Source organism: Pseudomonas sp. SWI36 (assembly GCF_002948105.1).
GTDB classification, from domain to species: Bacteria; Pseudomonadota; Gammaproteobacteria; order Pseudomonadales; family Pseudomonadaceae; genus Aquipseudomonas; species Aquipseudomonas alloputida.
This window is the reverse complement of record NZ_CP026675.1, coordinates 4388898-4412567: the sequence shown is the minus strand read 5'-3', so window position 1 is coordinate 4412567 and position 23670 is coordinate 4388898. Positions and strand designations below refer to the sequence as shown.

23 protein-coding genes are annotated in these 23670 nt (G+C 63.8%); 7 read left to right on the top strand and 16 right to left on the bottom strand.

What is annotated here, in order from left to right; genetic code table 11:
- Window positions 1-6: 6 nt before the first annotated feature.
- The 3 genes from C4Q27_RS21085 (at window position 7) to C4Q27_RS21075 (ending at window position 1946) form a co-directional block, all read left to right on the top strand.
- Window positions 7-435 carry a DUF411 domain-containing protein gene (locus tag C4Q27_RS21085; RefSeq protein WP_003248913.1) on the top strand — a complete coding sequence of 143 codons (429 nt, stop codon included), beginning with the start codon at window positions 7-9 and terminating at the stop codon, window positions 433-435.
- A complete protein-coding gene (locus tag C4Q27_RS21080) occupies window positions 435-872 on the top strand; it encodes a YqaA family protein (protein WP_010953185.1) in 438 nt (145 codons plus the stop codon). Before C4Q27_RS21085 ends, C4Q27_RS21080 begins: the two co-directional genes overlap by 1 nt.
- 75 nt (window positions 873-947) lie before the next feature.
- The gene (locus C4Q27_RS21075) at window positions 948-1946 is read left to right on the top strand and encodes an alpha/beta fold hydrolase (protein WP_064491219.1); all 999 of its coding nucleotides are present in this window, start codon (window positions 948-950) and stop codon (window positions 1944-1946) included.
- A gap of 72 nt (window positions 1947-2018) precedes the next feature.
- Here the strand turns inward: C4Q27_RS21075 and C4Q27_RS21070 are convergent, their stop codons facing one another.
- The 6 genes from C4Q27_RS21070 to C4Q27_RS21045 form a co-directional block, all read right to left on the bottom strand.
- Complete coding sequence (locus C4Q27_RS21070) at window positions 2019-2600, bottom strand: DinB family protein (protein WP_047604606.1); 582 nt, start codon at window positions 2598-2600, stop codon at window positions 2019-2021.
- Window positions 2601-2613: 13 nt separating this feature from the next.
- The gene (gene zapE, locus C4Q27_RS21065; protein ID WP_064491220.1) at window positions 2614-3720 is read right to left on the bottom strand and encodes a cell division protein ZapE; all 1107 of its coding nucleotides are present in this window, start codon (window positions 3718-3720) and stop codon (window positions 2614-2616) included.
- Window positions 3721-3761: 41 nt separating this feature from the next.
- Window positions 3762-4907: a PQQ-dependent sugar dehydrogenase gene (locus C4Q27_RS21060; RefSeq protein WP_104887313.1), complete on the bottom strand. Its 1146-nt coding sequence runs from the start codon at window positions 4905-4907 to the stop codon at window positions 3762-3764.
- A 22-nt stretch (window positions 4908-4929) separates the two neighbouring features.
- A complete protein-coding gene (locus tag C4Q27_RS21055; protein ID WP_104887312.1) occupies window positions 4930-5247 on the bottom strand; it encodes a hypothetical protein in 318 nt (105 codons plus the stop codon).
- 234 nt (window positions 5248-5481) lie between these two features.
- Window positions 5482-6447, bottom strand: a complete 966-nt coding sequence (gene speB, locus C4Q27_RS21050) for an agmatinase (protein ID WP_104887311.1) — start codon at window positions 6445-6447, stop codon at window positions 5482-5484.
- 25 nt (window positions 6448-6472) lie between these two features.
- Window positions 6473-7552, bottom strand: a complete 1080-nt coding sequence (locus tag C4Q27_RS21045) for an extracellular solute-binding protein (protein WP_104887310.1) — start codon at window positions 7550-7552, stop codon at window positions 6473-6475.
- Between the two features lie 102 nt (window positions 7553-7654).
- Here C4Q27_RS21045 and C4Q27_RS21040 point away from each other — a divergent pair, with 102 nt between their 5' ends.
- The gene (locus tag C4Q27_RS21040; RefSeq protein WP_104887309.1) at window positions 7655-8545 is read left to right on the top strand and encodes a LysR family transcriptional regulator; all 891 of its coding nucleotides are present in this window, start codon (window positions 7655-7657) and stop codon (window positions 8543-8545) included.
- 1356 nt (window positions 8546-9901) lie between these two features.
- Here C4Q27_RS21040 and C4Q27_RS21030 read toward each other — a convergent pair.
- Entirely contained in the window at window positions 9902-12328 is a 2427-nt protein-coding gene (locus tag C4Q27_RS21030; protein ID WP_064493518.1) for a TonB-dependent receptor, read from the bottom strand.
- 227 nt (window positions 12329-12555) lie between these two features.
- Window positions 12556-13680, bottom strand: a complete 1125-nt coding sequence (locus C4Q27_RS21025) for a sigma-70 family RNA polymerase sigma factor (RefSeq protein ID WP_029615541.1) — start codon at window positions 13678-13680, stop codon at window positions 12556-12558.
- Window positions 13681-13810: 130 nt separating this feature from the next.
- Here C4Q27_RS21025 and C4Q27_RS21020 point away from each other — a divergent pair, with 130 nt between their 5' ends.
- Window positions 13811-14290, top strand: a complete 480-nt coding sequence (locus tag C4Q27_RS21020) for an LEA type 2 family protein (protein WP_020192401.1) — start codon at window positions 13811-13813, stop codon at window positions 14288-14290.
- Window positions 14291-14310: 20 nt separating this feature from the next.
- Here the strand turns inward: C4Q27_RS21020 and C4Q27_RS21015 are convergent, their stop codons facing one another.
- Entirely contained in the window at window positions 14311-14574 is a 264-nt protein-coding gene (locus C4Q27_RS21015; protein ID WP_003248880.1) for a hypothetical protein, read from the bottom strand.
- A gap of 22 nt (window positions 14575-14596) precedes the next feature.
- On the opposite strand from C4Q27_RS21015, the gene C4Q27_RS21010 reads away from it, so the two are divergent.
- Entirely contained in the window at window positions 14597-15022 is a 426-nt protein-coding gene (locus tag C4Q27_RS21010) for a YqjD family protein (RefSeq protein ID WP_010953174.1), read from the top strand.
- A gap of 22 nt (window positions 15023-15044) precedes the next feature.
- On the opposite strand, the gene C4Q27_RS21005 is transcribed toward C4Q27_RS21010, so the two are convergent.
- Complete coding sequence (locus C4Q27_RS21005; protein ID WP_003248869.1) at window positions 15045-15662, bottom strand: tRNA-(ms[2]io[6]A)-hydroxylase; 618 nt, start codon at window positions 15660-15662, stop codon at window positions 15045-15047.
- Window positions 15663-15816: 154 nt separating this feature from the next.
- Between C4Q27_RS21005 and C4Q27_RS21000 the strand changes: the two genes are divergently transcribed.
- Entirely contained in the window at window positions 15817-16680 is an 864-nt protein-coding gene (locus tag C4Q27_RS21000; RefSeq protein WP_104887308.1) for a universal stress protein, read from the top strand.
- Between the two features lie 113 nt (window positions 16681-16793).
- On the opposite strand, the gene C4Q27_RS20995 is transcribed toward C4Q27_RS21000, so the two are convergent.
- From C4Q27_RS20995 to C4Q27_RS20970, 6 genes are all read right to left on the bottom strand, one after another.
- Entirely contained in the window at window positions 16794-16997 is a 204-nt protein-coding gene (locus tag C4Q27_RS20995) for a formate dehydrogenase subunit delta (protein WP_010953171.1), read from the bottom strand.
- Window positions 16994-19876 (bottom strand): formate dehydrogenase subunit alpha, encoded by a 2883-nt coding sequence (fdhF, locus tag C4Q27_RS20990; RefSeq protein ID WP_020191292.1) that lies wholly within the window; start codon window positions 19874-19876, stop codon window positions 16994-16996. The genes C4Q27_RS20995 and fdhF overlap by 4 nt, the downstream gene beginning before the upstream one ends.
- The gene (locus tag C4Q27_RS20985; RefSeq protein WP_014591748.1) at window positions 19873-21432 is read right to left on the bottom strand and encodes an NADH-quinone oxidoreductase subunit NuoF; all 1560 of its coding nucleotides are present in this window, start codon (window positions 21430-21432) and stop codon (window positions 19873-19875) included. The genes fdhF and C4Q27_RS20985 overlap by 4 nt, the downstream gene beginning before the upstream one ends.
- The gene (locus tag C4Q27_RS20980; protein WP_010953168.1) at window positions 21426-21908 is read right to left on the bottom strand and encodes a formate dehydrogenase subunit gamma; all 483 of its coding nucleotides are present in this window, start codon (window positions 21906-21908) and stop codon (window positions 21426-21428) included. Before C4Q27_RS20980 ends, C4Q27_RS20985 begins: the two co-directional genes overlap by 7 nt.
- A gap of 402 nt (window positions 21909-22310) precedes the next feature.
- On the bottom strand, window positions 22311-22826 hold the full coding sequence (locus tag C4Q27_RS20975) for a ProQ/FinO family protein (protein WP_064493514.1): 516 nt from the start codon (window positions 22824-22826) through the stop codon (window positions 22311-22313).
- A 123-nt stretch (window positions 22827-22949) separates the two neighbouring features.
- Window positions 22950-23504 (bottom strand): helix-turn-helix domain-containing protein, encoded by a 555-nt coding sequence (locus C4Q27_RS20970; protein ID WP_064493513.1) that lies wholly within the window; start codon window positions 23502-23504, stop codon window positions 22950-22952.
- Window positions 23505-23670 lie beyond the last annotated feature (166 nt).

Genomic DNA, 23670 nt, shown 5'->3' with positions numbered 1-23670 from the left:
TTCACCATGCTGCGCAAACACCTGCTGACCCTGAGCCTGCTGGCCGTCACCGGCCTGGCCCAGGCCGCCGAGACCATCGACGTCTACCGCGACCCCAACTGCGGCTGCTGCAAGGCCTGGATCAGCCACCTGCGTGACAACGGTTTTACCGTCAACGACCACGTCGAGCCAAACATGAGCGCCGTCAAGCAACGCCTCGGCGTGGCGCCACGCCTTGCGTCGTGCCACACCGGGGTGATCGACGGCAAGTTCGTCGAAGGCCACGTGCCGGCCGAGCAGGTGCGCCTGCTGGCCAAGCGCAACGACCTCAAGGGCCTGGCGGTGCCGGGCATGCCCATGGGCTCGCCCGGCATGGAGATGGGTGACCACAAGGATGCCTACCAGGTCATCGGGGTGACCCAGGATGGCCAGGACACCGTGGTCGCCAACTACTGATGCTCAGCCTGGGGGCGCTGTTTCTCAGCGCCTTTGGTGCCGCCACCCTGCTACCGCTGCAATCGGAGGCCGTGCTGGTCGGCCTGTTGCTGCGCCAGCCCGAGGCCTGGGCGACCCTGCTGCTGGTAGCCACCCTGGGCAACGTGCTCGGCTCGGTGGTCAACTGGCTGCTGGGCCGGGCCATCGAGCACCTGCGCGACAAGCGCTGGTTCCCTTTCAGTGCTGCCCAGCTGGCGCGTGCGCAGCAGCGCTACCAACGCTGGGGGCAATGGTCGCTGCTGCTCAGCTGGATGCCGGTGATCGGCGACCCGCTTACGCTGATCGCCGGGATAATGCGTGAGCCATTCTGGCGCTTCCTGTTGCTGGTGACCCTGGCCAAGGCTGGCCGCTATGCGGTGCTTGCGATGATTACCCTGGGCTGGTTTCACGCCTGGTAACACCTTTCAGGTTTCGCGTGGTCCACTGCCTGTTACAGTCGCCCCATTCAACCCGGCCCTACACGGAGTGCCCCCATGCTGCGCGCAACCGCCCTTGCCCTGGCCTGCCTTGCCAGCAGTTCGGCCATCGCTGCCGAGTCGCCTACCTACGGCCCCCAGCTCGAAGGCTTCAGCTACCCGCACCCCCTCAAGCATTTCGACTTCAAGTCCCAGGGCCAGGCCCTGCAGATGGGCTACATGGACGTGCCCGCCCAGGGCCAGGCCAACGGCCACAACGTGGTGCTGATGCACGGCAAGAACTTCTGCGCCGCCACCTGGGAAACCACCATCGACGCCCTTAGCAAGGCCGGTTACCGGGTCATCGCGCCCGACCAGGTCGGTTTCTGTACGTCGAGCAAACCGGCGCATTACCAGTACAGCTTTCAACAACTGGCCGACAACACCCATGCCCTGCTCGAACAGCTGGGTGTGAAGCAGACCATTGTGCTCGGCCACTCCACCGGCGGCATGCTCGCCACCCGCTATGCGCTGATGTACCCCCAGCAGGTGGAACGCCTGGCAATGGTCAACCCGATCGGTCTGGAAGACTGGAAAGCCCTGGGGGTGCCCTACCGCACCGTGGACCAGTGGTATGCCCGCGAACTCAAACTGGATGCCGAAGGCGTACGTGCATATGAACGCAAGACCTATTACGCCGGGCGCTGGAAGCCTGAATACGAACGCTGGGTGCAGATGCTGGTGGGCTTGAACAAAGGGCCGGGGCATGAAGCGGTGGCGTGGAACTCGGCGCTGATCTACGACATGATCTTCACCCAGCCGGTGTACCACGAATTCAAGCACCTGCAGATGCCGACCCTGCTGCTGATCGGCGACAAGGACACCACGGCCATCGGCAGCGATATCGCGCCGCCGGAGGTAAAGGCCAAGCTGGGCAACTATGCAGAGCTGGGGCCGCAGGTGGCCAAGCTGATACCCAAAGGTGAGCTGATCACGTTCGAAGGCATGGGGCACGCGCCGCAAATCGAGGAACCGGTGCGGTTCAATCGCACCCTGGTCGAATGGCTGGGCAAGTGAGCCAATGATTGGCCCCTGTGGCAGCGCACGCTTTTGTACTTTGCACAAGACCGCTGCTGCCACAGGGTGCCATTACACTTTCCAGACCTGCTCTTCTGTCCAGCCCAGCTCGGCAAAGTCGCCCGCCCGCAACTCGGCCTCTTCCTCGCAGAAAAACTCATCCAGCTGTGGTGGCCTGACCGCTGTATCACTGAGCATCGCGTGCACCTGCCCACGGTGATGCACCTGATGTTCGAACAGATGCGCCAGCAAACGCAGCCGCTGCTCGCGTTGCACCCGATCAGGCCGCACGACGCTCACATAGCGGCCCAGGTCGCCATCACTCAGCCCCCGGCAGTAGGCGATCAAACGGTGGTCAGCCTGGGCCTGCTCGGCATGCAGATCGGTGCAGGTGGCAAACGGCTGTTCCGGGTCGAAAAAGCGTTCGCCGTCGGCATCGGGCTGCTCGCCGCGCTGCTCGCACTCAAGCATATGCAGGTAAAACCAATCCACCGTCAGCAAGTGGTTGAGGGTGGCCTTGATCGACGGGAAGTAGCTGCAACGCGGGGCGACGAACTCGTCCTGGGTCAGTTGCAGGCAGGCCTTGTACAGGCGGTGGTTGGCCCAGCCATTGTTATAGGCCTGGGTCAGCAGATGATGCGATAACGGCTGCATGGTCGGCTCCTTTTCAGGCGAAGCGTTGCAGTTGCATCTCCCGTAGCCGGCTCAGGGTGCGCTGGTACGGGAACGCCAGATACCCTTGAGTGTAGAGGGCATCGAGCGGCACCTGTGCCTCCAGGTACAACGCCACCCGGCGGTCATAGCATTCGTCGACCAAGGCAATGAAGCGGCGAACCGCATCGTCCTTGAGTGACAGCGCCGGCAATTCACGGTCACCCGCCACGACCCTCGCCGCGCCATCCTCGGTGCCACGGGCAATCCGCCCCGCCCGCTGTTCCCCGCCCAGCGCCGGAATGCCGGATACCAGAATCGAGGGAAAACGGTCGCACAAGGCCATGAACTCCATGGCCGCCAAGGGTTGATCGCACAGATCGGTGAAACGACACCAGATAGCCTGCTCACTGCGCCGCACGACGTGAATGTGCCTTGAGCCAATACCCAAGGGCTGATCAGTGCCGGCATCTTCCGGGCTGAGCTGGCGAAACACCTCGCCCAACTGGCTGGCTTGCCCCGCCTCGGCTACCCAATAGCGCTGCCGCGCTTCACCGGGGTGCAGGCGGTGATCCTGCTCGCCTGCTACCGGCAGTACCTGCATGTGACGACCAATGGCGGCGATGGCTGGCAGGAACCGCTCGCGGTTGAAGCCATCGCGGTAGAGCTGCTCGGGTGGCTGGTTGGAGGTGGCGACGATCACCACACCCTGATCGAACAATACCTGGAACAAGCGGCCGAGGATGATCGCATCCCCAATGTCGCTGACGAACAATTCATCGAAGCACAGCACGCGGATCTGCCGCGCCAGCTCCGCCGCCAGGGCCAATAGCGGGTCGGCGGTGCCGTTGAGCTGAAACAGGCGTTGATGCACCCAGGCCATGAAGTGATGAAAGTGCTGGCGCCGGCTCGGTATGCGCAGACACTGGTGGAACTGGTCCATCAGCCAGGTCTTGCCGCGCCCGACCGGGCCCCAGAGGTAGAGGCCCTGGGTGGGGCGGCCCTGCTCGAGGGACTGGAAGCAGGCTTGCAAGGCCTCGACGACGCGGGCCTGGGCGGGGTCAGCGACGTAGCCCCGAGTGCTCAGGGCTTGCTGGTAGAGGGTTTGGGGGTCGAGGGCCATGCCGCATTCTACCCGACTGTCACCCTCGGTGCAGGCGCGCGTCAGTCGGCCAGGCCGACCTTGAGTAGCGCACCGTCCTTGTCATCGGTCAGTACATACAGGTAACCATCCGGCCCCACCCGCACATCACGGATGCGCGCCTTCAGGTCACCGAGCAACCGCTCTTCGTGCACCACCTTGTCGCCCTCCAGTTGCAAGCGGATCAATTCCTGAGTGGCCAGCGCCCCCATGAACAGATTGTGGTCCCAGGCCTTGAACGTTGGGCTGTCGTAGAACGCCATACCGCTGATGCCCGGTGACTTTTCCCATACATGGTGCGGGTCGACCATGCCGTCCACATGCTCGCCCTTGGCCTCGGGGATGGGCAGCAGCGAGTAATTGATGCCGTGGGTCGCGATCGGCCAGCCATAGTTCTTGCCAGGCTTTGGAATGTTGATTTCATCACCACCGCGCGGGCCGTGTTCGTGGGTCCACAGTTGACCGGTCCAGGGGTTGAGCGCGGCGCCTTGCTGATTACGGTGGCCGTACGACCAGATCTCCGGACGCACGTTGTCCTTGCCGACGAAGGGGTTGTCTTTGGGCACTTCGCCGTCCGGCAGAATACGCACGACCTTGCCTTGCAACTTGTCCAGGTCCTGGGCAGTGGGGCGTTGGTTGTTCTCGCCCAGGGCGATGAACAGGTAGCCGTCGCGGTCGAACACCAGCCGCGAGCCGAAGTGGTTACCCACCGACAGCTTGGGCTGCTGGCGGAAGATCACGGTGAAATTCTCCAGCCGGGCGCGGTCTTCGGACAGCTGCCCGCGGCCGACTGCAGTACCGGCCTTGCCGTCACTGCCCTCCTCGGCGTAGGACAGGTAGACGGTGCGGTCCTTGCCGAACTCCGGTGACAGCGCCACATCCAGCAAGCCGCCCTGGCCTTCGGCCCAGACCTTGGGTACACCGCTGATCGACGGGCCAACCTTGCCTTCGGCATTGACCAGCCGCAGGTTGCCGGCGCGCTCGGTCACCAGCATGTCCTTGCCACCGGGCAGGAAGGCCAGGGCCCAGGGGTTGCGCAGGCCATCGGCAAGCGTGTCGACGACCAAGGTACCTTCTTCGCTGGGGAACCGCTGTTCGGCCGCTGCATGCGCCCACAGTGGCAGTAGCGCGGCGGCGGTCAGGGTGGCTAGCCAGGGTGCTCGAAGCATGCCGGATTCCTTTCAAGTGGGCTTAAGGCGCACGTGGGTTGTCGCGCGGTGGCCGGGTGGGTTCCAGGTTCGGGGTTTGCTGCTGACGACGCAGGTTGTCGCCGTTACCGATGCCGCGGTTGTCCAGGGTGGGTGGGCGCTGGTACGGGTCGGTGGACGGGCCACGTACCGGTGGCGCAGCCGGCATGCTGCCTTGACGGCTGTTGGGATTGGCCCGCTGGATCGGGCTGTTGTAAGGGTTGCTGTTGCCGGCAGCACGTTGCACGGGCTGCTGCGCAGCCGCGTGCGCGGGCAGGCACAAGGCCAGGCCGAGGGCCAGGATGGGCAATGTCGGGGTCATGCTTCACCTCCTGTACGAAAATGCCGCGCCTGGTGGGTTTGATAGCCTAAGGCGCGAGGGGTTCGCGGCAAAAGTGTGAATGCGGGTGGAGATGATTCCTGATGTTTCAGTATGGGCCGCGGAGGGCTGCTTTGCAGCCATTCGCGGGCGCGCCCGCTCCCACGGTCACCCACAGATTTCTGGCCCTGTGAGACACGTGTGGGAGCGGGCTTGCCCGCGAATGGCCACAAAAATCTACTGGCCGTTGTCCACCTTGTGCCGCGCCGCATACAGGCACAGCATCTCCATGGCCAGGGTTGCCCCGGCCAAGGCGGTGATATCGGCATGGTCATAGGCTGGCGCCACTTCCACCAAGTCCATGCCTACCAGGTTGATGCCACGCAGCCCACCCAGAATCTCCAGCGCCTGCACCGTGCTCAGCCCGCCACACACAGGCGTTCCGGTACCGGGCGCGTAGGCCGGGTCGAGGCAGTCAATGTCGAAGGTCAGGTACACCGGCCGCTCGCCCACCCGCTGGCGAATCGCTGCAATCACCGCCTCTGTGCCCTGGCGGTGCACTTGCCTGGCGTCGAGAATGGCAAAGCGCTGGCTGTCGTCATTGGTCGTGCGCAGGCCAATCTGCACCGAGTGGGCCGGGTCAACCAGGCCTTCGCGGGCGGCATGCCAGAACATGGTGCCGTGGTCGATGCGCTTGCCCGCCTCGTCCGGCCAGGTGTCACTGTGCGCATCGAAATGGATCAGCGCCAGCGGGCCATGGCGGCGGGCGTGAGCCTTGAGCAGCGGGTAGCTGATGAAGTGGTCGCCACCGAGGGTGAGCATGGCGCAACCCGCCTGCAGAATGTGCTCGGCATGGGCCTCGATGCTGTCCGGTACCGACTGCGGCGTGCCGCTGTCGAAGGGGCAGTCGCCATAGTCGATCACCGCCAGGTGGTCGAACGGGTCGAACGCCCACGGCCAGTGGCGGGCCCAGGCCTGCTGGACCGAGGCCGCACGGATCGCCCGCGGGCCGAAGCGCGCGCCGGGGCGGTTACTGGTGGCCGTGTCGAACGGCACACCGCTGACCACCACATCCACACCGCGCAAGTCGCGGCTGTAGCGGCGGCGGGAAAAACTGACAACACCGGCGTAGGTGCTTTCTGCGGCGGTACCATACAGGCTATCGCGGGTCATGGCCTGGTCATTGCTTGCGGCTTGGTCCACGGTCGGGCTCCTTGATTGTCATGGGCTACTGCCGGCTGCGGAAGGCGGTCCACAGACGGTTGCGTTGGCGCAGGTCGGCCAAGGCCATGCTGCGGTCGGCATACAGACGCTGACGCACCTCGGCCGACGGATAGATATCCGGGTCGTTGCGCACCGCTTCGTCCACCAGCGGCGTGGCAGCCTGGTTGGCATTGGCGAAGAACAGCGTGTTGGTCAGCGCTGCCACCGACTCTGGCTTGAGCATGAAGGCGATGAACGCCCGTGCGGCCTCGGGGTGCGGGGCGTCCTTGGGGATGACCAGGTTGTCCTGCCATACCAGCGTGCCTTCACGGGGGATGCGGTAGATCACCTCGAACGGCTTGCCGGCACGACGGGCCTGGTCGGCGGCCATCGCGGCATCACCGTTGTAGGTCAACGCCAGGCACACGCTGCCATTGGCCAGGTCGTTGATCTGCCGGCCGTTGGCAACGTAGCTGATCGACGGCTGCAACTGGCTGAGCAGGTTCTGCGCGGCAGCCAGGTCATCCTTGTTCTGGCTGTAAGGGTCCTTGCCCAGGTAATTCAGGGCTACGCCGATCACCTCCTGGGGCGAGTCAGGCAAAGCGATGCCGCAACCCTTCAGGCGGGTGGCGTACTCGGGCTTGAACAACAGGTCGAGGCTGTCCAGCGGTACATCGCCAAGGCGCTGGCGTACTGCCTCCACATTTACCCCAAGGCCCAGCGTGCCCCAGGTGTACGGCACAGCATGGCGGTTGCCGGGGTCAACCTCGGCCAGTTTGCCCAGTAGGTCCTTGTCGAGGTTGCCATAACCAGGCATGGCCTGAGCGTCCAGCGGTTGCAGGGCATTGGCCTTGAGCGCCCGGGCCAGCACGGTGGATGACGGCACCACCACGTCGTAGCCGCTACCACCGGTCAACAGCTTGGTTTCCAGCACTTCGGGGGTGTCAAAGGTGTCGTACCGCACCTTGTAGCCCGTTTCCTGTTCGAAGCGCTGCAGGGTTTGCGGAGCGACGTAATCGGCCCAGCTGTAGAGGTTGACGACCTTCTCTTCGGCCTGCAGCGGCAGGGCCAGAACCAGAGACAAAAGGCACAACGATTGACGCATGGCGGACACCTCGGTAAATGGGTGGATGCCGCGAGCATGCCAGCCGGGTTACATTGCACCAATGACAAGTTTGCAAAGCTGACATTCATCAGGAGCAATGTAATGCTCGGACAAGTGCACGATCCCGACCTGCACCTGCTGCGGCTGTTCGTCACTGTAGTCGAGGCAGGTGGCTTCAGCGCCGCTCAAGGCGTGCTGGGCCTGAGCCAGCCCACCATCAGCCAGCGCATGGCGCAACTGGAGGCACGCTTGGGTTACCGCCTGTGCAGCCGCGGCAAGGGTGGTTTTCGCCTGACGGAAAAAGGTGAATTGCTATTGGAGGCGGCGCGTGGGCTGCTGCTGAACATCGAGCAGTTTCGCCAGCAGACCAACGGCGTTGCCGGGCGGCTGCTGGGGACTGTGCGCATAGGCATGGCGGAAAATCAGGGCAAGGCGGTGAGCCTGAAACTGGCGGCGGCCATTGCGGCATTTCGCAGGCGAGAGGAATCGGTGCAACTGGAGCTTGTCAGTGCACCGCCGGCGGAGCTGGAACGGCTGTTGCTGGAGCAGCGGCTGGACTATGCCATCAGCTATTTTTCCGGCAATCAGGCGGCCTTTGATTACCAGCCCTTGTTCGCGGAACGACAGCGGCTGTATTGCGGCAGGGGGCATGTGCTGTATGGCAAAACGGATGTTGGGCTTGAGCGGTTGCTGGACATGGACCAGGTGCGCCATCCGTACCGTTTTCTCAAAGGGGGCGAACCGTTCCAGAGCAGACGCAGCACGGCAGTGGCGGAGCAGATCGAAAGCGTGCTGACGTTCATTCTGTCTGGTCGGCATATTGGCTACTTGCCATGCCATTGTGCACAGGCCTGGGAGGCCGAGGGGCTGTTATGGGCACTGGACCCTGAGCTTGATTTTGGGGTGCCGTTCACCCTGGCCCGGCACCGGGCACAGGGGGTTGGCGAGGCAGCCCATGTATTTGCGCAGGATTTGCTGGCGGCGTTTGCCTGAACCGGCCTCTTCGCGGGTTTACCCGCGAAGAGGCCGGCCCTGCTGGCCAATTTCCACCAGGCGTTCACCGTTGACGCCGCTACCGTATTCGCGGGTAAACCCGCTCCTACGCCGGATCGGGGGTGGACACGCATCGGTGGCTGGGCACAGTCCACCGTCGTGTAGGAGCGGGTTTACCCGCGAAGGGGCCGGACCTGCTGGCCAATCTCCACCAGGCGTTCACCGTTGCCGCCGCTACCGCATTCGCGGGTAAACCCGCTCCTACGCCGGATCGGTGGTGGACACGCATCGATGGCTGGGCACAGGCACCGTCGTGTAGGAACGGGTTTACCCGCGAAGAGGCCGGCCCTGCTGGCCAATTTCCACCAGGCGTTCACCGTTGCCGCCGCTACCGTATTCGCGGGTAAACCCGCTCCTACGCCGGATCGAGGGTGGACACGCATCGGTGGCTGGGCACAGGCACCGTCGTGTAGGAGCGGGTTTACCCGCGAAGAGGCCGGCCCTGCTGGCCAATTTCCACCAGGCGTTCACCGTTGACGCCGCTACCGTATTCGCGGGTAAACCCGCTCCTACGCCGGATCGAGGGTGGACACGCATCGGTGGCTGGGCACAGGCACCGTCGTGTAGGAGCGGGTTTACCCGCGAAGAGGCCGGCCCTGCTGGCCAATTTCCACCCGCCGTTCACTGTTGCCGCCGCTACCGCATTCGCGGGTAAACCCGCTCCTACGCCGGATCGAGGGTGGACACGCATCGGTGGCTGGGCACAGTCCACCGTCGTGTAGGAGCGGGTTTACCCGCGAAGGGGCCGGACCTGCTGGCCAATCTCCACCAGGCGTTCACCGTTGCCGCCGCTACCGCATTCGCGGGTAAACCCGCTCCTACGCCGGATCGAGGGTGGACACGCATCGGTGGCTGGGCACAGTCCACCGTCGTGTAGGAGCGGGTTTACCCGCGAAGGGGCCGGCCCTGCTGGCCAATCTCCACCAGGCGTTCACCGTTGACGCCGCTACCGCATTCGCGGGTAAACCCGCTCCTACGCCGGATCGGTGGTGGACACGCATCGGTGGCTGGGCACAGGCACCGTCGTGTAGGAGCGGGTTTACCCGCGAAGAGGCCGGCCCTGCTGGCCAATTTCCACCAGGCGTTCACCGTTGACGCCGCTACCGTATTCGCGGGTAAACCCGCTCCTACGCCGGATCGAGGGTGGACACGCATCGGTGGCTGGGCACAGGCACCGTCGTGTAGGAGCGGGTTTACCCGCGAAGAGGCCGGCCCTGCTGGCCAATCTCCACCCGCCGTTCACCCACCCGCCGTTCACCGTTGCCTCCGCGAACAGGCCCGTTCAGGCCACCACAATCAGTAAGCCATGCTCCAGCTCAGCGTATAGGTCCGCCCACGCCCCTGGTAGTCATACAGATACGCCGGCCCGTAGGTCGGCGAATAGAACAACGTCGCACGCTGTCCCCATACCGTGCTGTACTGCTTGTCCAGCAGGTTCTGGATACCGGCACTGAAGGTGCCGAAACCGGTGTCCTGGCTGCCCAGCAGGTCGAAGGTGGTGTAGCCGTCAATCTCGTGATCGGCATCGTCCTTCAGGCTGAAGGCATGGTTGGCCTGCAAGCGTGCACTGCGCCCATCGCCCTTCCAGCCGACAAACGCGGTGGCCTTGGACAACGAGGCATAACGGGCATCGCGCTTGATCCAGCCGCCGTCCTCGGCCTCTTCCTCGGAGCGTGTCATGTGCAATGTGCCGCCAGCTTCCCAGCCGGTCTGGAAGTGCCGGGTCAGTGCACCTTCAAAGCCGAAGTCGCGGCTTTTCTGCTCTTCCACGTCGATGGTCAGCGTTTGTGAATCGACGTTGATGATCTTGTCCGACCAGATGTAGTACAGCGCTGCCTGTGCATCCCAATCCAGGTCGGCATAGCGCCAGCCCAATTCCACCTGGCGGCTCTTGATACCGGCCAACGGGTTATCGGCCACGCTCAGGCCCGGCTTGCCGTAGTACTTGGCCGGGTCAGGCAGGTCGAAGCCTTCGCCATAGTTGCTCCACACCTGGTGGCCGTTCTTGAAGTCGTAGATGGCACCGACGTTGAACAGGTTGACCTGATAGTCGTTACTGCCACCTGGCACACCCTTGAAGTCGCTGACATCCACGTCCATCTGCTGCCGCCGGGCACCACCGGACAATGTCAGGTTGTCGGTGGCATGCCAGTCCAGCTGGGCATACACCGACACACCATCCACCCGGTAGCTGGGGTAGCGGTCGGCCTTGCTGTCTTTTTCCAGCTCCAGGCCACCCGACTCGGACGAGGTCTGGGCGTTGAAGGTGGTCTGCTCGGCGTTGAAGCGCTCGCGGTCCAGGTCAACGCCGTAGGTCAGCTTCAGCGTATCCCACTGTTTGGCAAACAGGCCCTTGAGGCTGGTGACTTCGAAGTTCTGCTGCGAGGCGGCAAAGTACACCCCGCGCGAGCCGGTGGGCGTGGCACGGTTGTAGTACGGGAACGGGTAGAAGTTGTCGTCTTCCTTGCGGTACGAAGCCTGCAGGTAGAAGTCCTGGCCCAGCACGTCGGTGTGGTGGTAATTGGCGTTGAGCAGCAAGCGCCGCGTACGCGGCTCCAGGTCCGATGAATAACCGCTGCGCAGCTCGGCGTCTTCCAGGTCGGATGGCGCGTTGTAGTTCAGGTTGGGGAAGTAGATACCCGTGCTGCCGTGGTTGCCCGAGTCGTAGTACTGGGCCAACAGGTCGAGGCTCTGCTGGTCGTTCAGTTGCAGGCCCAAGGTACCGAGTACGTCGATGGTGCGGTTGTACTGCAGGTCGGTCTGGGTGTTGTCGATGAAGATCTGGTCGCCAGCACCATCGTAGAAGGCTTCGTTCTGCTCACCGGAAATACCCAACCGGGCATTGACCCGCTCGTTACCACCGCTGACGGACTGGGCGAAGCGGGTGGCCAGGTCGTCGCTGTTGTTGAAACCGCTGCTGGCCCCCAACTGGGTTTCGAAGCGCGCCGGGCCAGGCTCGCCCTTCTTGGTCACGATGTTGATGATGCCGCCGGTGGCGCCACCGCCGTAGATGGCGCTGGCGCCAGACAGCACTTCGACGCGCTCGACGTTGAACGGCGAAATGCTGTCGAACTGGCGCGACAGGCCGCGGGAGCTGTTCTGGCTGACCCCGTCGATCATCACCAGCACGTTGCGCCCACGCATGTTCTGGCCGTAATTGGTGCGCCCTTCCGGCGCCAGGTCAAGGCCCGGCACCAGCTTGCCGATGGCTTCCTTCAGGCTGACGCCGCTGTCGATCTGCTCGCGCAATTGCTGCTGGTCCACTACCCAGACGGTCCCGGGGATTTCGCTGATGGCGGTGCTGGTGCGCGAGGCTACGCTGACTTCGATCGGCTTGAGGTTGACCGCCTGCGGCGCGGCCTCGGCCTTGCGCAGGGTGACGGTGCGAGCCTCGCTGAACTGCCAGCTCATGCCGCTGCCGGCCAGCAACTGCTGCAGGGCCTGCTCGACACTGTAGTTACCCTGCAACGCCGGGCTGACCTGGCCGGCGACATCGCCTGTGGTGTACAGCAGGTGCAGGCCGGCCTGGTCGGCGAAGGTGGTGAGCGCCTGGTCCAGCGGTTGGGCTGGCAGGTCGAGCTGGACCTGGCGGGCTTGCATCTGGGTCTGTTCGGCAGTCGTCGCGGCCCCTGCGTGCATGGGTCCGAGCAACAGGGCCACGGCACTGCAAGACATCAAGGCATGGTGAAAAGAACCGCGACGGCGGTGCAAGGGCTTGAGCATCAGAGGCACGAATGAGCTTCCTGACAAGTCGTAAATGAGAATGGGTTGCTGATCAGTCTCACTACGACGATCTGGCTTGCAGGAACTTGCAGTGCCAAATGGAAAATATTTTTATTTATGTCCGGCCTCTTCGCGGGCAAGCCCGCTCCTACAACGACTGCGCCCGCCTGAAGATTGTGCGATCTGTGCAGGAACGGGCTTGCCGCTAAGAGGCCGGCACAGGCTGATCAATGCACCACGGCCAACCACGGCAGGTAAGTCACCTTCAGGCCATACCGCTGCTCCAACGTCCGCAACAGGGCCTCAGGTTCATCCAGGTCAAACACCCCGCTCACTTCCATCGCAGCCAGCTTGCTGTCGGACAACACAATGCGCCCATGCCGGTATCGCTCAAGCTCGGTCAGCACCTGCCCCAGCGGCTTGCCGTTGAAGATCAGCTTGCCACGCTGCCAGGCCATCTGCGTGCCGGCATCGGCCGCCACTGCCAGTTCATGTTCACCCACCTTGGCTTCACCGCGAGCCAACACGACGTGGCCATCGCGCTGCACGCTGAAGGTGGCAGCATTGCCCTGCACCCGCGCACCGGCCGTTTCGACCACAAACGGACGTGAATCATCGGCGGTCTCGAACAACGCCTCACCCGCATCGAGTACCACACGCCGCTCATGCTCGCTGAACGCCACGCTCAAGGCACTGGCGCTGTTCAGCGTCACCCGTGTGCCATCTGTCAGGGTAATGACCTGCCGCTCGCCCACGGCGGTGTGATAATCGGCCAGCAGCATCGGGGCTTGCTGCCAACCCGCCACGGCGGCGACCAGCAACACCACCGAAGCCGCCACACCCGCCTGTTTCAACCGGCCGCGGCAATGGCGCAGGGCCTGGCCGATATACTTTGCCACCATGCTCTCGGAAACCCCCAGGCGTTGAGCGACCTGCTTCTGGGTCAGGCCCTCGACACGGTTGAGCAACAGCGCCTGGCGGGCATTGTCGGGCAACTGCAACAGCGCCTGGTCAAGAATCTGCAAACGCTCGCGGGCCAGCAACGCCGCCTCAGGGGCGGGCGCCGGGCAGGCCACCTCACAGGCTCCGTCGCTGTCGTCGTGGCTGGCGGCGATGCGTTGCTCACGGCGCAAGGCGTCAATCGCCAGGTTGCCGGCGACGCGGAAGATGAAACTGCGTGCGTGCAACACCGGCACCGCCTGCTCGTCGATGTTCACCAGCTTCAGGTAGGTTTCCTGCGCCACATCGGCCGCGCGCTGGCGGTCGCTCATGCGCCGTGTCAGAAACTGCAGCAGGTCGTCGTAGTGCTCCTGGAAACTTGCCAGCAGGCCCGACATGGGTGAAGTCAGCATGATTGGGAACAGCCAGTAAGAGAGGTTATCGGGCGTTAATGAGAAACAGTATCTTTCATATGAACCGATACTTTCAACGCCGACGCGCATTTGCCACACTGCCAGCTCCATTCCGGCAAGGTCACAGCCCATGACTGCCCGTCTTTACCGCTACACCCGCCTGTTCCTGGTCCTGCTGCTGGCCTGTGGCCTGGGGGCCTGTGCGCTGTTCCAGCCACGCGACCCGGTAAACATCAGCGTAATCGGCATCGAACCACTGCCCGGTCAGGAGCTGGAACTGCGCATGGCGGTGAAAATGCGGGTGCAAAACCCCAATGAGGCGCCGATCGATTACAACGGCATCGCCTTGAACCTGGAAGTGAACGGCCAGCCGCTGGCCGCTGGGGTCAGTGACCAGCAGGGGCATATTGGCCGCTACGACGAAGCGGTGATCGTGGTGCCGGTAAGCATCACGGCGTTTTCCTTCCTGCGCCAGGCCTATGGGCTGGGCAAGCTGGATTCGCTGCAGGGTCTACCCTACAAGCTGCGCGGCAAACTGGCCGGCGGGCCGCTGGGGACCGTGCGCTTTACCGATGAAGGCAAGCTGGACCTGCCCAAGGGCACCTACTGACAAGCGCCGGGCGGGTGTGCTCAGCGGTTGGCGCTGGCTGCGGCCATCAGCTTGTTGACTTCGCTGCGCACCATGCTGGCGTATTCAGGCGGCGTCATGCCGTCCAGTTCGGCGCGCACCCACTCGGCCCATTTGCCCTTGCGCCGTGGCTTTTCGGCAATCAGCCGGGCGGCTTCGCCCTTGGCTTTGCCCAGGTTGTTCTGCCACATCTCGAACAGCCGGGCCTTCTCTGCCTCGATCTGCGCCCGTTCCTCAAAGCTCATGTTGGCCAGATTGAAACTCATGAAGTTACCTGCAGGTTTGAAAATGGCCGCTATCTTACACCCAGGCAACCCATCATCGGAAAGCCGCCGCAACTTTCCCGACGTGGCGGCATCCATTGTTCATACCCCCATTGACGAGGACGAGTTCATGGCCCGGAAAAACGCCACGCTGGCTGACAGCGATCAGATCAAGGACCAGGTATTCAGCGAACTGCAATCGCTGATAGAAGAATCGGAAAAACTGCTGAACGACAGTGCCGCACTGGTCGGCGAAGAAGCAGAGACGTTGCGCGCCCAGGTGAGCCTGAAGCTGCGCCAGGCACGCCAGGCGGCGAGCAACGTGCGCAGCAAGGCGCAACCGGTGGTGGACGCCACTCAGGACTACATCGGCGGCCACCCCTGGCAGACCGTGGCCATTTCCGCCGGCCTCGGGCTGGCGGTAGGCCTGCTACTGGGCCGGCGCAGTTAAGGCCTGCGCCGCCTGGTGCCCATCAGGCGGCCAAAGCCTGCGGGATGCCGCTGTGGAAGCGCAGCTCCTGGTCTGGTGACTGGATCAGCTCCATTTCCGCCGCGCGTACCAACTCGACGCGGCGAGCGATGTCCGCTTCATCACCATAGTTGTGCGCCAGTTTCAGGTAGCCCTGGTAGTGGCGCGCTTCGCTTTTCAGCAGCCCGTGGTAGAAGCGGCCCAGCTCTTCATCCAGATGCGGCACCAGCGCGGCAAAACGTTCGCAACTGCGCGCCTCGATGAACGCCCCCACCACCAGCGTATCCACCAGCTTGACCGGCTCGTGGGCGCGCACCAGCCGGCGCAACCCCGACGCATAACGCCCTGCAGACACCGGGCGCAACGGCACACCGCGGCGTTTCATGAGGCGTAACACCTGTTCGTGGTGCACCAGCTCCTCGCGGGCCAGGCGCGACATCATGTTGATCAGATCCAGGTGAGTGTTGTACTTGGCGATCAGGCTCAAGGCCGTGCTGGCGGCCTTGAACTCGCAGTTCTTGTGGTCGATCAGCAGGGTTTCCTGGTCGGCGAGCGCCGCTTCGATCCAGGCGTCTGGCGTCGGGCAGCCAAGAAAGGCGTCGATTTCGGGGATCAGGGACATAAGCGTGCAACCACACAGAACAGGCAGGGCCGGCGATTATACCGGCGGCGGCTGGCGACGCCAGTGACTATGCTTGATGTACATCAAGCGCTGGAGGGGAAAGCGCCGACTATAGTCAGGCACTGGTCGCCATCATCGAAGGGAGTTTACGCCCATGCAAGCCGTCCGCAGCATCCTCGTCGTCCTCGACCCCGCGCACGCCCACAGCCGGGCGCTTACACGGGCCAAGCTGATTGCCGGCATCACCGGCGCGCGCCTGCACTTGCTGATGTGCGACAAACGGCATGATCACAGTGCGCTGCTGAGCCTGCTGAGCAGCCAGTTGCATGATGACGGCTTCGACAATGTCACCCATGAAGAGGGCTGGCGCGACAACCTGCACGACACCATCATCCATGTACAGCAGGCCGAAGGCTGTGAACTGGTGATCAAGGACCACCGCCCGGACAACCCGCTGAAAAAGGCCCTGCTCACCCCCAGCGACTGGAAGCTGCTGCGCCAATGCCCGTGTGCGGTGCTGATGGTCAAGAGCGAGCGGCCATGGACCGGGGGCAAAATCCTGGCGGCGGTGGACGTGGGCAACCAGGACGAAGACCACCGCCGCCTGCATGCCAGCATCATCGACCACGGCTTCGAGATTGCCAAACTGGCCAAGGGAGAACTGCACGTCATCAGTGCCCACCCGTCGCCGATGCTGTCAGCGTCGGACCCGGCCTATCAGCTGAGCGATACGATCGAAAAACGCTACCGTGAAGCATGCAAGGCGTTCCAGGCCGAATACGGCATCAGCGATGAGTGCCTGCACGTGGCCGAAGGGCCAGCGGATGTGTTGATTCCACATACCGAAAAGAAGCTTGATGCAGTGGTGACCGTGATAGGCACGGTGTGCCGCACGGGGATTTCCGGGGCGTTGATTGGCAATACCTCGGAAGTGGTGCTGGATGCGCTGGAGGGCGATGTGCTGGTGCTCAAGAGCGAAGAAGCCATCGCCCACCTGGCGGAGTTGGCCCGCGGCTAAGTAGGCAATATGCAGGCCCCTTGTAGGAGCGGGTTCACCCGCGAATGCGTCATTGATTTCAACGCCACATTCGCAGGCAAACCCGCCCCAAGGTTCCGTTGCCGCCCGGGAGTCTAGACCAACGCCTCCCGCACCTTCGGGTCAAGCCCCTCCCCCGCATGGGCCTCGCTCCATTCCGCCAGCTGCCGGCGCATCGCCGGCGTCCAGAAGCTCTGCAAATGCTGCCGCACCCCTTGCACCGCCAGCGCCCGGTCGGGCTCGCTGTCGAAGTAATGGGCAATCTGGTTGGCCATCTTGACCAGGTTTTCGCTGCTCATCGGCGAACCTCGGCTTTCTCCGCAGTACGGCGCTCTTTCAGCAGCCGCTGCTGTTCATCACTGAAGTCCTGATAGCGCTTCTGCCATTGCGATGGCTGGAACACTTTCACCACTTCCACTGCCGTCACCTTGTACTCGGGGCAGTTGGTGGCCCAGTCGGAGTTGTCGGTGGTGATCACGTTGGCCCCCGACTCGGGGAAGTGGAAGGTGGTGTACACCACTCCCGGCGCCACCCGCGTACTGACCTTGGCACGCAGCACTGTCTGCCCGGCGCGGCTGCCGATGCCGACCCAGTCACCGTCTTGGATGCCACGGCTTTCAGCGTCGGTCGGGTGGATCTCCAGGCGGTCGGCGTCATGCCAGGCGACGTTGCCGGTACGCCGGGTCTGGGCGCCGACGTTGTACTGGCTGAGAATGCGCCCGGTGGTCAGCAGCAACGGGTAGCGGTTGTTGACCTTTTCGTCGGTGGGCACGTAGCCGGTGAGCATGAAGCGCCCCTTGCCACGCACGAACTGGTCGATGTGCATGGTCGGCGTGCCGTCTGGGGCAGCGTCGTTGCACGGCCACTGCAGGCTGCCGTGGCGGTCGAGTTCCGCGTAGCTGACACGACGGAAGGTCGGCGTCAGGCGGGCGATCTCGTCCATGATCTCGGAAGGATGGCGGTAGTTCATCGGGTAGCCCAGGGCGTTGGCCAGGGCCACGGTAGCTTCCCAGTCGGCCTTGCCGGCCAGCGGCTCCATGACCTTGCGCACCCGCGAAATTCGCCGCTCGGCGTTGGTGAAGGTGCCGTCCTTTTCCAGGAACGAACTGCCCGGCAGGAACACATGGGCGAACTTGGCAGTTTCGTTGAGGAAGATGTCCTGCACCACCACGCACTCCATGGCCAGCAAGGCCGCGGTGACGTGCTGGGTGTTGGGGTCGCTCTGGGCGATGTCCTCACCCTGGCAGTACAGCGCCTTGAAGCTGCCATCCAGCGCCGCCTCGAACATGTTGGGAATGCGCAGACCCGGGTCGGGCTGCAAGGTCACGCCCCACGCCTGTTCGAACTCGGCGCGCACGCCCTCGTTGGAGACATGCCGGTAGCCGGGCAGCTCGTGCGGGAACGAGCCCATGTCGCACGAGCCCTGCACGTTGTTCTGCCCGCGCAGCGGGTTCACCCCTACCCCTTCACGACCGATGTTGCCAGTGGCCATGGCCAGGTTGGCGATGCCCATCACTGCGGTACTGCCTTGGCTGTGCTCGGTCACACCCAGGCCGTAGTAGATGGCCGCGTTGCCGCCGGTGGCATACAGCCGGGCCGCAGCGCGGATCTGCTCAGCAGGCACGCCACAAACCGGGCCGAGCACCTCGGGGGCGTTGTCTGGCAGGCTGACGAAGTCGCGCCAACGGGCGAAGTCTTCGGTTTCGCAGCGGGCATCGATGAAGCTTTGGGCCAGCAGGCCCTCGGTAACGATCACGTGGGCCAGGGCGTTGAGCATGGCCACGTTGGTACCCGGGCGCAGTTGCAGGTGCAGGTCGGCGCGGGCGTGCGGCGAGTCGACCAGGTCGATGCGCCGTGGGTCGATCACGATCAGCCGCGCCCCTTGGCGCAGGCGGCGCTTGAGTTGCGAGCCGAACACCGGGTGCGCATCGGTGGGGTTGGCGCCGATCACCAGCACAACGTCGGCCTGCATCACCGAGTCGAAGCTTTGCGTGCCGGCCGACTCACCCAGGGTCTGCTTCAGGCCATAACCGGTGGGCGAATGGCATACCCGTGCGCAGGTGTCGACGTTGTTGTTACCGAAGGCCGTGCGCACCAGTTTCTGCACCAGATAGGCTTCTTCGTTGGTACAGCGGCTGGAGGTGATACCGCCGATGGAGTCGCGCCCGTATTTGAGCTGGATGCGGCGGAACTCGCTGGCGGCATAGGTCACGGCCTCGTCCCAGCTGACTTCCTGCCATGGGTCTTCCAGGCGCTTGCGGATCATCGGTTTGGTGATGCGGTCCGGGTGGGTGGCGTAGCCCCAGGCAAAGCGGCCCTTGACGCAGGCGTGGCCGTGGTTGGCGCCACCGTTCTTGTCCGGGACCATGCGCACCAGCTGGTCACCCTTGATTTCGGCGCGGAATGAGCAGCCAACGCCGCAGTAGGCGCAAGTGGTAATGACCGAACGCTCAGGCTGGCCAAGCTGCACCAGGCTCTTTTCCGTCAGGGTCGCGGTCGGACAGGCCTGCACGCAGGCGCCGCACGACACGCATTCGGACGCAAGGAAGTTTTCGCCACCCGCTGCCGCCACCCGCGATTCGAAACCACGCCCGGTAATGGTCAGGGCGAACGTACCCTGGATGTCCTCGCAGGCGCGCACACAGCGGCTGCAGACGATGCACTTGCTCGGCTCGTAGTCGAAATACGGGTTGGAAACGTCTTTTTTCTCGTCCAGGTGGTTGGCGCCGTCATAGCCGTAGCGCACCTCACGCAGGCCCACCTGGCCGGCGACGGTCTGCAGCTCGCAGTTACCGTTGGCCGAACAGGTCAGGCAGTCCAGCGGGTGGTCGGAAATGTACAGCTCCATCACGTTGCGGCGCAGGCCGGCCAGGCGCGGGGTTTCGGTGCGCACCACCATGCCTTCGCTGACTGGCGTGGTGCAGGATGCCGGGTAGCCGCGCATGCCTTCAATTTCCACCATGCACATGCGGCAGGAGCCGAAGGCTTCGAGGCTGTCAGTGGCGCACAGTTTGGGGATGCTGGTGCCCAGCATGGCGGCGGCGCGCATGACCGAGGTGCCAGCAGGCACGCTGATGGCGCGGCCGTCGATGCTCAGGCTGACCTGCACGTCGCTTTCGCGGGCCGGTGTGCCGAGGTCGCTGCTTTTATCAGAAGCGGGGTCGAAGAAATTGATCACTGTGCGGCCTCCGTGGTGGTCAGCCCAAAGTCGGCGGGGAAGTACTTGAGGGCGCTGGCCACCGGATAGGCAGTCATACCGCCCATGGCGCACAGCGAACCGTACTGCAGGGTGTCGCACAGGTCGCGCAGCAACAGCGCCTGGTCATGGCGCTCGGTGATGTCGCTGCTGGCGATCAGCCGGTCGACCACTTCCATGCCCCGGGTGGAACCGATACGGCACGGGGTGCACTTGCCGCAGGACTCCTCGGCACAGAACTGCAGGGCGAAACGCGCCATACTGGCCATGTTCAACGTATCGTCGGCCACCACCACACCGCCGTGGCCGAGCATCGCGCCCACGGCAGCAAACGCTTCATAGTCCAATGGGGTGTCGAAATGGCTGGGAGGTACCCAGGCCCCGAGCGGGCCACCGACCTGCGCGGCCTTCAGCGGGCGGCCACTGGCCGTACCACCGCCATAGCCTTCCACCAGCTCGCGCAGGGTCAGGCCGAACGCGCGCTCGACCAGGCCACCCTGGCGAATGTTGCCGGCCAGCTGGAACGGCATGGTGCCCAGCGAGCGGCCCATGCCGAAATCGCGATAGAACGCTGCACCCTTGGCCAGAATGATGGGCACCGAAGCCAGGGTAAGCACGTTGTGCACCAGCGTCGGCAGGCCGAACAGCCCTTGCAGCGCAGGCAGCGGTGGCTTGGCGCGGACGATGCCACGCTTGCCTTCGATGGATTCGAGCAGTGCGGTTTCTTCGCCGCAAATATAGGCGCCGGCGCCCACCCGCACCTCCAGGTCGAACGCCTGGCCGCTGCCGGCTACGTCAGCACCCAGGTAGCCTGCGTCACGCGCGATGGCGAAGGCCTGGTCGAGTACCCGGATGGCATCGGGATACTCCGAGCGCACATAGATATAGCCCTTGTCGGCACCCACGGCGAGGCCGGCAATGATCATGCCCTCGATCAGCAGGAAGGGGTCGCCTTCCATCAGCATGCGATCAGCGAACGTGCCCGAGTCACCCTCGTCGGCGTTGCACACCACGTACTTCTGCCCGGCGCCAGCATCACGCACGGTGCGCCACTTGATGCCGGCCGGGAACGCCGCACCACCACGGCCACGCAGGCCGGAGTCGAGGACTGCGGCAACCACTTCGGCACCGTCCAGCGCCACAGCGGCCTCCAGGCCTGCGAAACCGCCGTTGGCACGATAGTCGTCCAGCGACAATGGGCGGGTGATGCCAGCGCGAGCGAACAGCAAGCGTTGCTGGGTCTTGAGATAGGGTATTTCTTCGACCGGCCCCAATGCCAGCGAGTGGCCACCGGGTTCCCCCGCCAGGGCATCAAGCAGTGACGGCACATCCTGTGGCGTAATCGGGCCGAAACCCAGGCGCCCTTGCGCACTGTCGCACTCGATCAGCGGCTCCAGCCAGTAAAGCCCGCGCGAGCTGGTGCGCTGGATGTCCAGCGGCAACTGGCGGCGCTCGGCCTCGCGCAGCAGGGCCTCGGCAACCTGGTCGGCACCCACGGCACGGGCTACCGAATCACAGGGAATATACAGCTTCAGCATGCTGAGTCCTCCCGGCAACCGTTGACCAAGTCCCGCAGGCGCTCAGGGGTGAGTCGCGCGTGCACCTGGCCGTCCAGCTCCAGCGCTGGCGAACAGGCACAGGCACCCAGGCAGTAAACAGGGCGCAGGCTGATGGACCCGTCGGCGCTGGTGCCGTGGTCGTCCAGTGCCAACTGTTCACGCAATTGCGCGGCCAGGGCTTCGGCGCCACGGCTCTGGCACGACTCGGCACGGCACAGGCGCAGGGTGTGGCGCGCGGGCGGCGCGGTGCGGAAGTCGTGATAAAAGCTGATTACCCCACGTACTTCAGCCAGGCTGAGGTTCAGGGCATGGGCGATTTCGGGGACCGAGGCATCGGGGATGTAACCTATCTCGTGCTGGACGGCATGCAGGATCGGCAACAGGGCACCGGGGGTGTCCTTGTCGCGGGCCAGAATGCGCTGGATTACAGGCAGGTGGAGCAATTCATCAGGCATACAGCGGACCTCGGCATCACGGACCCTGCCTGATTGTTTTTAAAGGGCAGGTTTCCGGCGTGTTCTGCTGCGGCGCACCGTCCACGTCACAGTTGCATGGTACGGGTGGCCTCCTCGCCCACGGCCGCACGTCTGCGCGCACTGACCCTTGGGCATCCTGCTAGCATGGCACTTGTAGCGCCGAGGGGTTGTATGCGAGCGACCAGGCGCATTCTGAAACCGACGCACGTGATTACGCCCCGGCATCATCTGCCACGGCTTGCCGATCAGGTGGGTCTTGAAACCATCGTTGCATGCACCAGGCCCTCGAAACCGAACCTGGTCCATTGCCGGGCCTGCCAGACGGCAGCCCCGGCAATGGGATGCCATCCAGCATGGCTACGGGGCAGAACGCGACTGAGTTCAGTCGGTAGACTGCACCGTTGCGGTGTCGGCGGCGGGGGCCGGAGCCTGGGCCTGGGCCTTTGACTTCGCACGATTGCGTCGGTCCTGGCTGCGTTGCCGCGCAGCTTGCTGCTTGGCATGCAGCGCCTGAGCGGCGGTCACAGTACCTGCGGCCTGACCATTCAGGTCAAGGCGCGGTGCATTCTCCACCATGCTCGCCCAGTATCGAGCGCCCCGGCACCACGTGGAAATGCCCAGCTTGAGCTGTTCGCGGGTCAACCCAAGCAGCTCCAGGTGTTGCTCGGCATCCTTGAAAATGCCCTCCTTGAGCGGCACCTTGGGGGCCGGGTTGACCGGGAAAGCCAAGGGAAAATGCTTCTGCAGTGGCCAGATCGCTGCCACCGCCGGGTCCATCTCACGCGGCTTCGCCTGCGGGGGCGACTTGCGCTTGGGCGGTTTCGCGCTATCGGCCTTTACCTGCCCTTTTTCCGCCCGCAGGCGGTCTCGTAGCTCAGCTAGTTGTTCAAAACCCATTGTTCATTCACTGCTTCGAAGTTGATTGCGTGGTGCAAGGATACCCCATGCAGCCTGCACATTGCTTGCAGGCCAACTTTCCCGGCTAGCCGAAGCACAACGCGCATGCCCGTGCGACGGCCCTCAGCTGAACACCCAAAGCACACGTGTGGGCTTGTCGGTCAGGTTGGCGTAACGGAAACGGGCGTGGGGTTGCAACTGAAAACTGTCATTGGCGTGCAGCGTGACCGGCTCAGCATCGCCCAACCACACCGTCAGTTCGCCTTCGAGCACGAAGCAACCCTGCTCCGAGCTGTCGTCCAGGTACTCCTCGCCACTGCTGGCTCCCGGCTGCAAATGGCTGTCGAGCATGGAAAACGCGCCCGTTATCGAGGGCGATGCCAGCACATCGGTGATACCACCCGCCAGGTGCAGCGTGCGACGCTCGTGCGGGCGGGTCACCCAGTCGAGCTCACGGGGTTTTTCCAGCTTGTAGAAGTAGGCTGTGGATACACCGAGCTCTTCACTGATGGCTGTGAGATCGGCCACGGTCGGGCGTGATACGCCGCGTTCGACCTGGGACAGAAAGCCCACCGAACGGCCGATGCGCTGTGCCAGCTCACCCAGAGTCAGGCCCTTGAACTTGCGCAGGTCGCGAATCAGTACTGCCAGGCCTTCGATTTCTTCGTGCACTTTCATGGTTGAATCGCGACTTTCAGACGGGAAATGGATGCCCAGAAAAGTACAGGATTCATTTCACAAAGCAAAATGCTTTGCGGGTGGTGCCTGACGTGAAATGTACGATTGCGGCACCGATCGAGCACCGCGCAGGCGGTGCTTGATCTCACAGGTGCTGAGAACAGCT

Bases quoted from the DNA above. Each gene is read 5' to 3' on its own strand.
- C4Q27_RS21000 (WP_104887308.1), top strand. From the start codon at position 15,817: ATGCAAGCCGTCCGCAGCATCCTCGTCGTCCTCGACCCCGCGCACGCC.
- C4Q27_RS21025 (WP_029615541.1), bottom strand. From the start codon at position 13,680: ATGCTGACTTCACCCATGTCGGGCCTGCTGGCAAGTTTCCAGGAGCAC.
- C4Q27_RS21060 (WP_104887313.1), bottom strand. From the start codon at position 4,907: ATGCTTCGAGCACCCTGGCTAGCCACCCTGACCGCCGCCGCGCTACTG.
- C4Q27_RS21055 (WP_104887312.1), bottom strand. From the start codon at position 5,247: ATGACCCCGACATTGCCCATCCTGGCCCTCGGCCTGGCCTTGTGCCTG.
- C4Q27_RS21075 (WP_064491219.1), top strand. From the start codon at position 948: ATGCTGCGCGCAACCGCCCTTGCCCTGGCCTGCCTTGCCAGCAGTTCG.
- C4Q27_RS20970 (WP_064493513.1), bottom strand. From the start codon at position 23,504: ATGAAAGTGCACGAAGAAATCGAAGGCCTGGCAGTACTGATTCGCGAC.
- C4Q27_RS21080 (WP_010953185.1), top strand. From the start codon at position 435: ATGCTCAGCCTGGGGGCGCTGTTTCTCAGCGCCTTTGGTGCCGCCACC.
- C4Q27_RS21005 (WP_003248869.1), bottom strand. From the start codon at position 15,662: ATGTCCCTGATCCCCGAAATCGACGCCTTTCTTGGCTGCCCGACGCCA.
- C4Q27_RS21085 (WP_003248913.1), top strand. From the start codon at position 7: ATGCTGCGCAAACACCTGCTGACCCTGAGCCTGCTGGCCGTCACCGGC.
- C4Q27_RS21040 (WP_104887309.1), top strand. From the start codon at position 7,655: ATGCTCGGACAAGTGCACGATCCCGACCTGCACCTGCTGCGGCTGTTC.
- C4Q27_RS21070 (WP_047604606.1), bottom strand. From the start codon at position 2,600: ATGCAGCCGTTATCGCATCATCTGCTGACCCAGGCCTATAACAATGGC.
- C4Q27_RS21015 (WP_003248880.1), bottom strand. From the start codon at position 14,574: ATGAGTTTCAATCTGGCCAACATGAGCTTTGAGGAACGGGCGCAGATC.
- C4Q27_RS21045 (WP_104887310.1), bottom strand. From the start codon at position 7,552: ATGCGTCAATCGTTGTGCCTTTTGTCTCTGGTTCTGGCCCTGCCGCTG.
- C4Q27_RS20975 (WP_064493514.1), bottom strand. From the start codon at position 22,826: ATGGGTTTTGAACAACTAGCTGAGCTACGAGACCGCCTGCGGGCGGAA.
- zapE (WP_064491220.1), bottom strand. From the start codon at position 3,720: ATGGCCCTCGACCCCCAAACCCTCTACCAGCAAGCCCTGAGCACTCGG.
- C4Q27_RS20985 (WP_014591748.1), bottom strand. From the start codon at position 21,432: ATGCTGAAGCTGTATATTCCCTGTGATTCGGTAGCCCGTGCCGTGGGT.
- C4Q27_RS21020 (WP_020192401.1), top strand. From the start codon at position 13,811: ATGACTGCCCGTCTTTACCGCTACACCCGCCTGTTCCTGGTCCTGCTG.
- C4Q27_RS20980 (WP_010953168.1), bottom strand. From the start codon at position 21,908: ATGCCTGATGAATTGCTCCACCTGCCTGTAATCCAGCGCATTCTGGCC.
- C4Q27_RS20995 (WP_010953171.1), bottom strand. From the start codon at position 16,997: ATGAGCAGCGAAAACCTGGTCAAGATGGCCAACCAGATTGCCCATTAC.
- C4Q27_RS21010 (WP_010953174.1), top strand. From the start codon at position 14,597: ATGGCCGCTATCTTACACCCAGGCAACCCATCATCGGAAAGCCGCCGC.
- C4Q27_RS21030 (WP_064493518.1), bottom strand. From the start codon at position 12,328: ATGCTCAAGCCCTTGCACCGCCGTCGCGGTTCTTTTCACCATGCCTTG.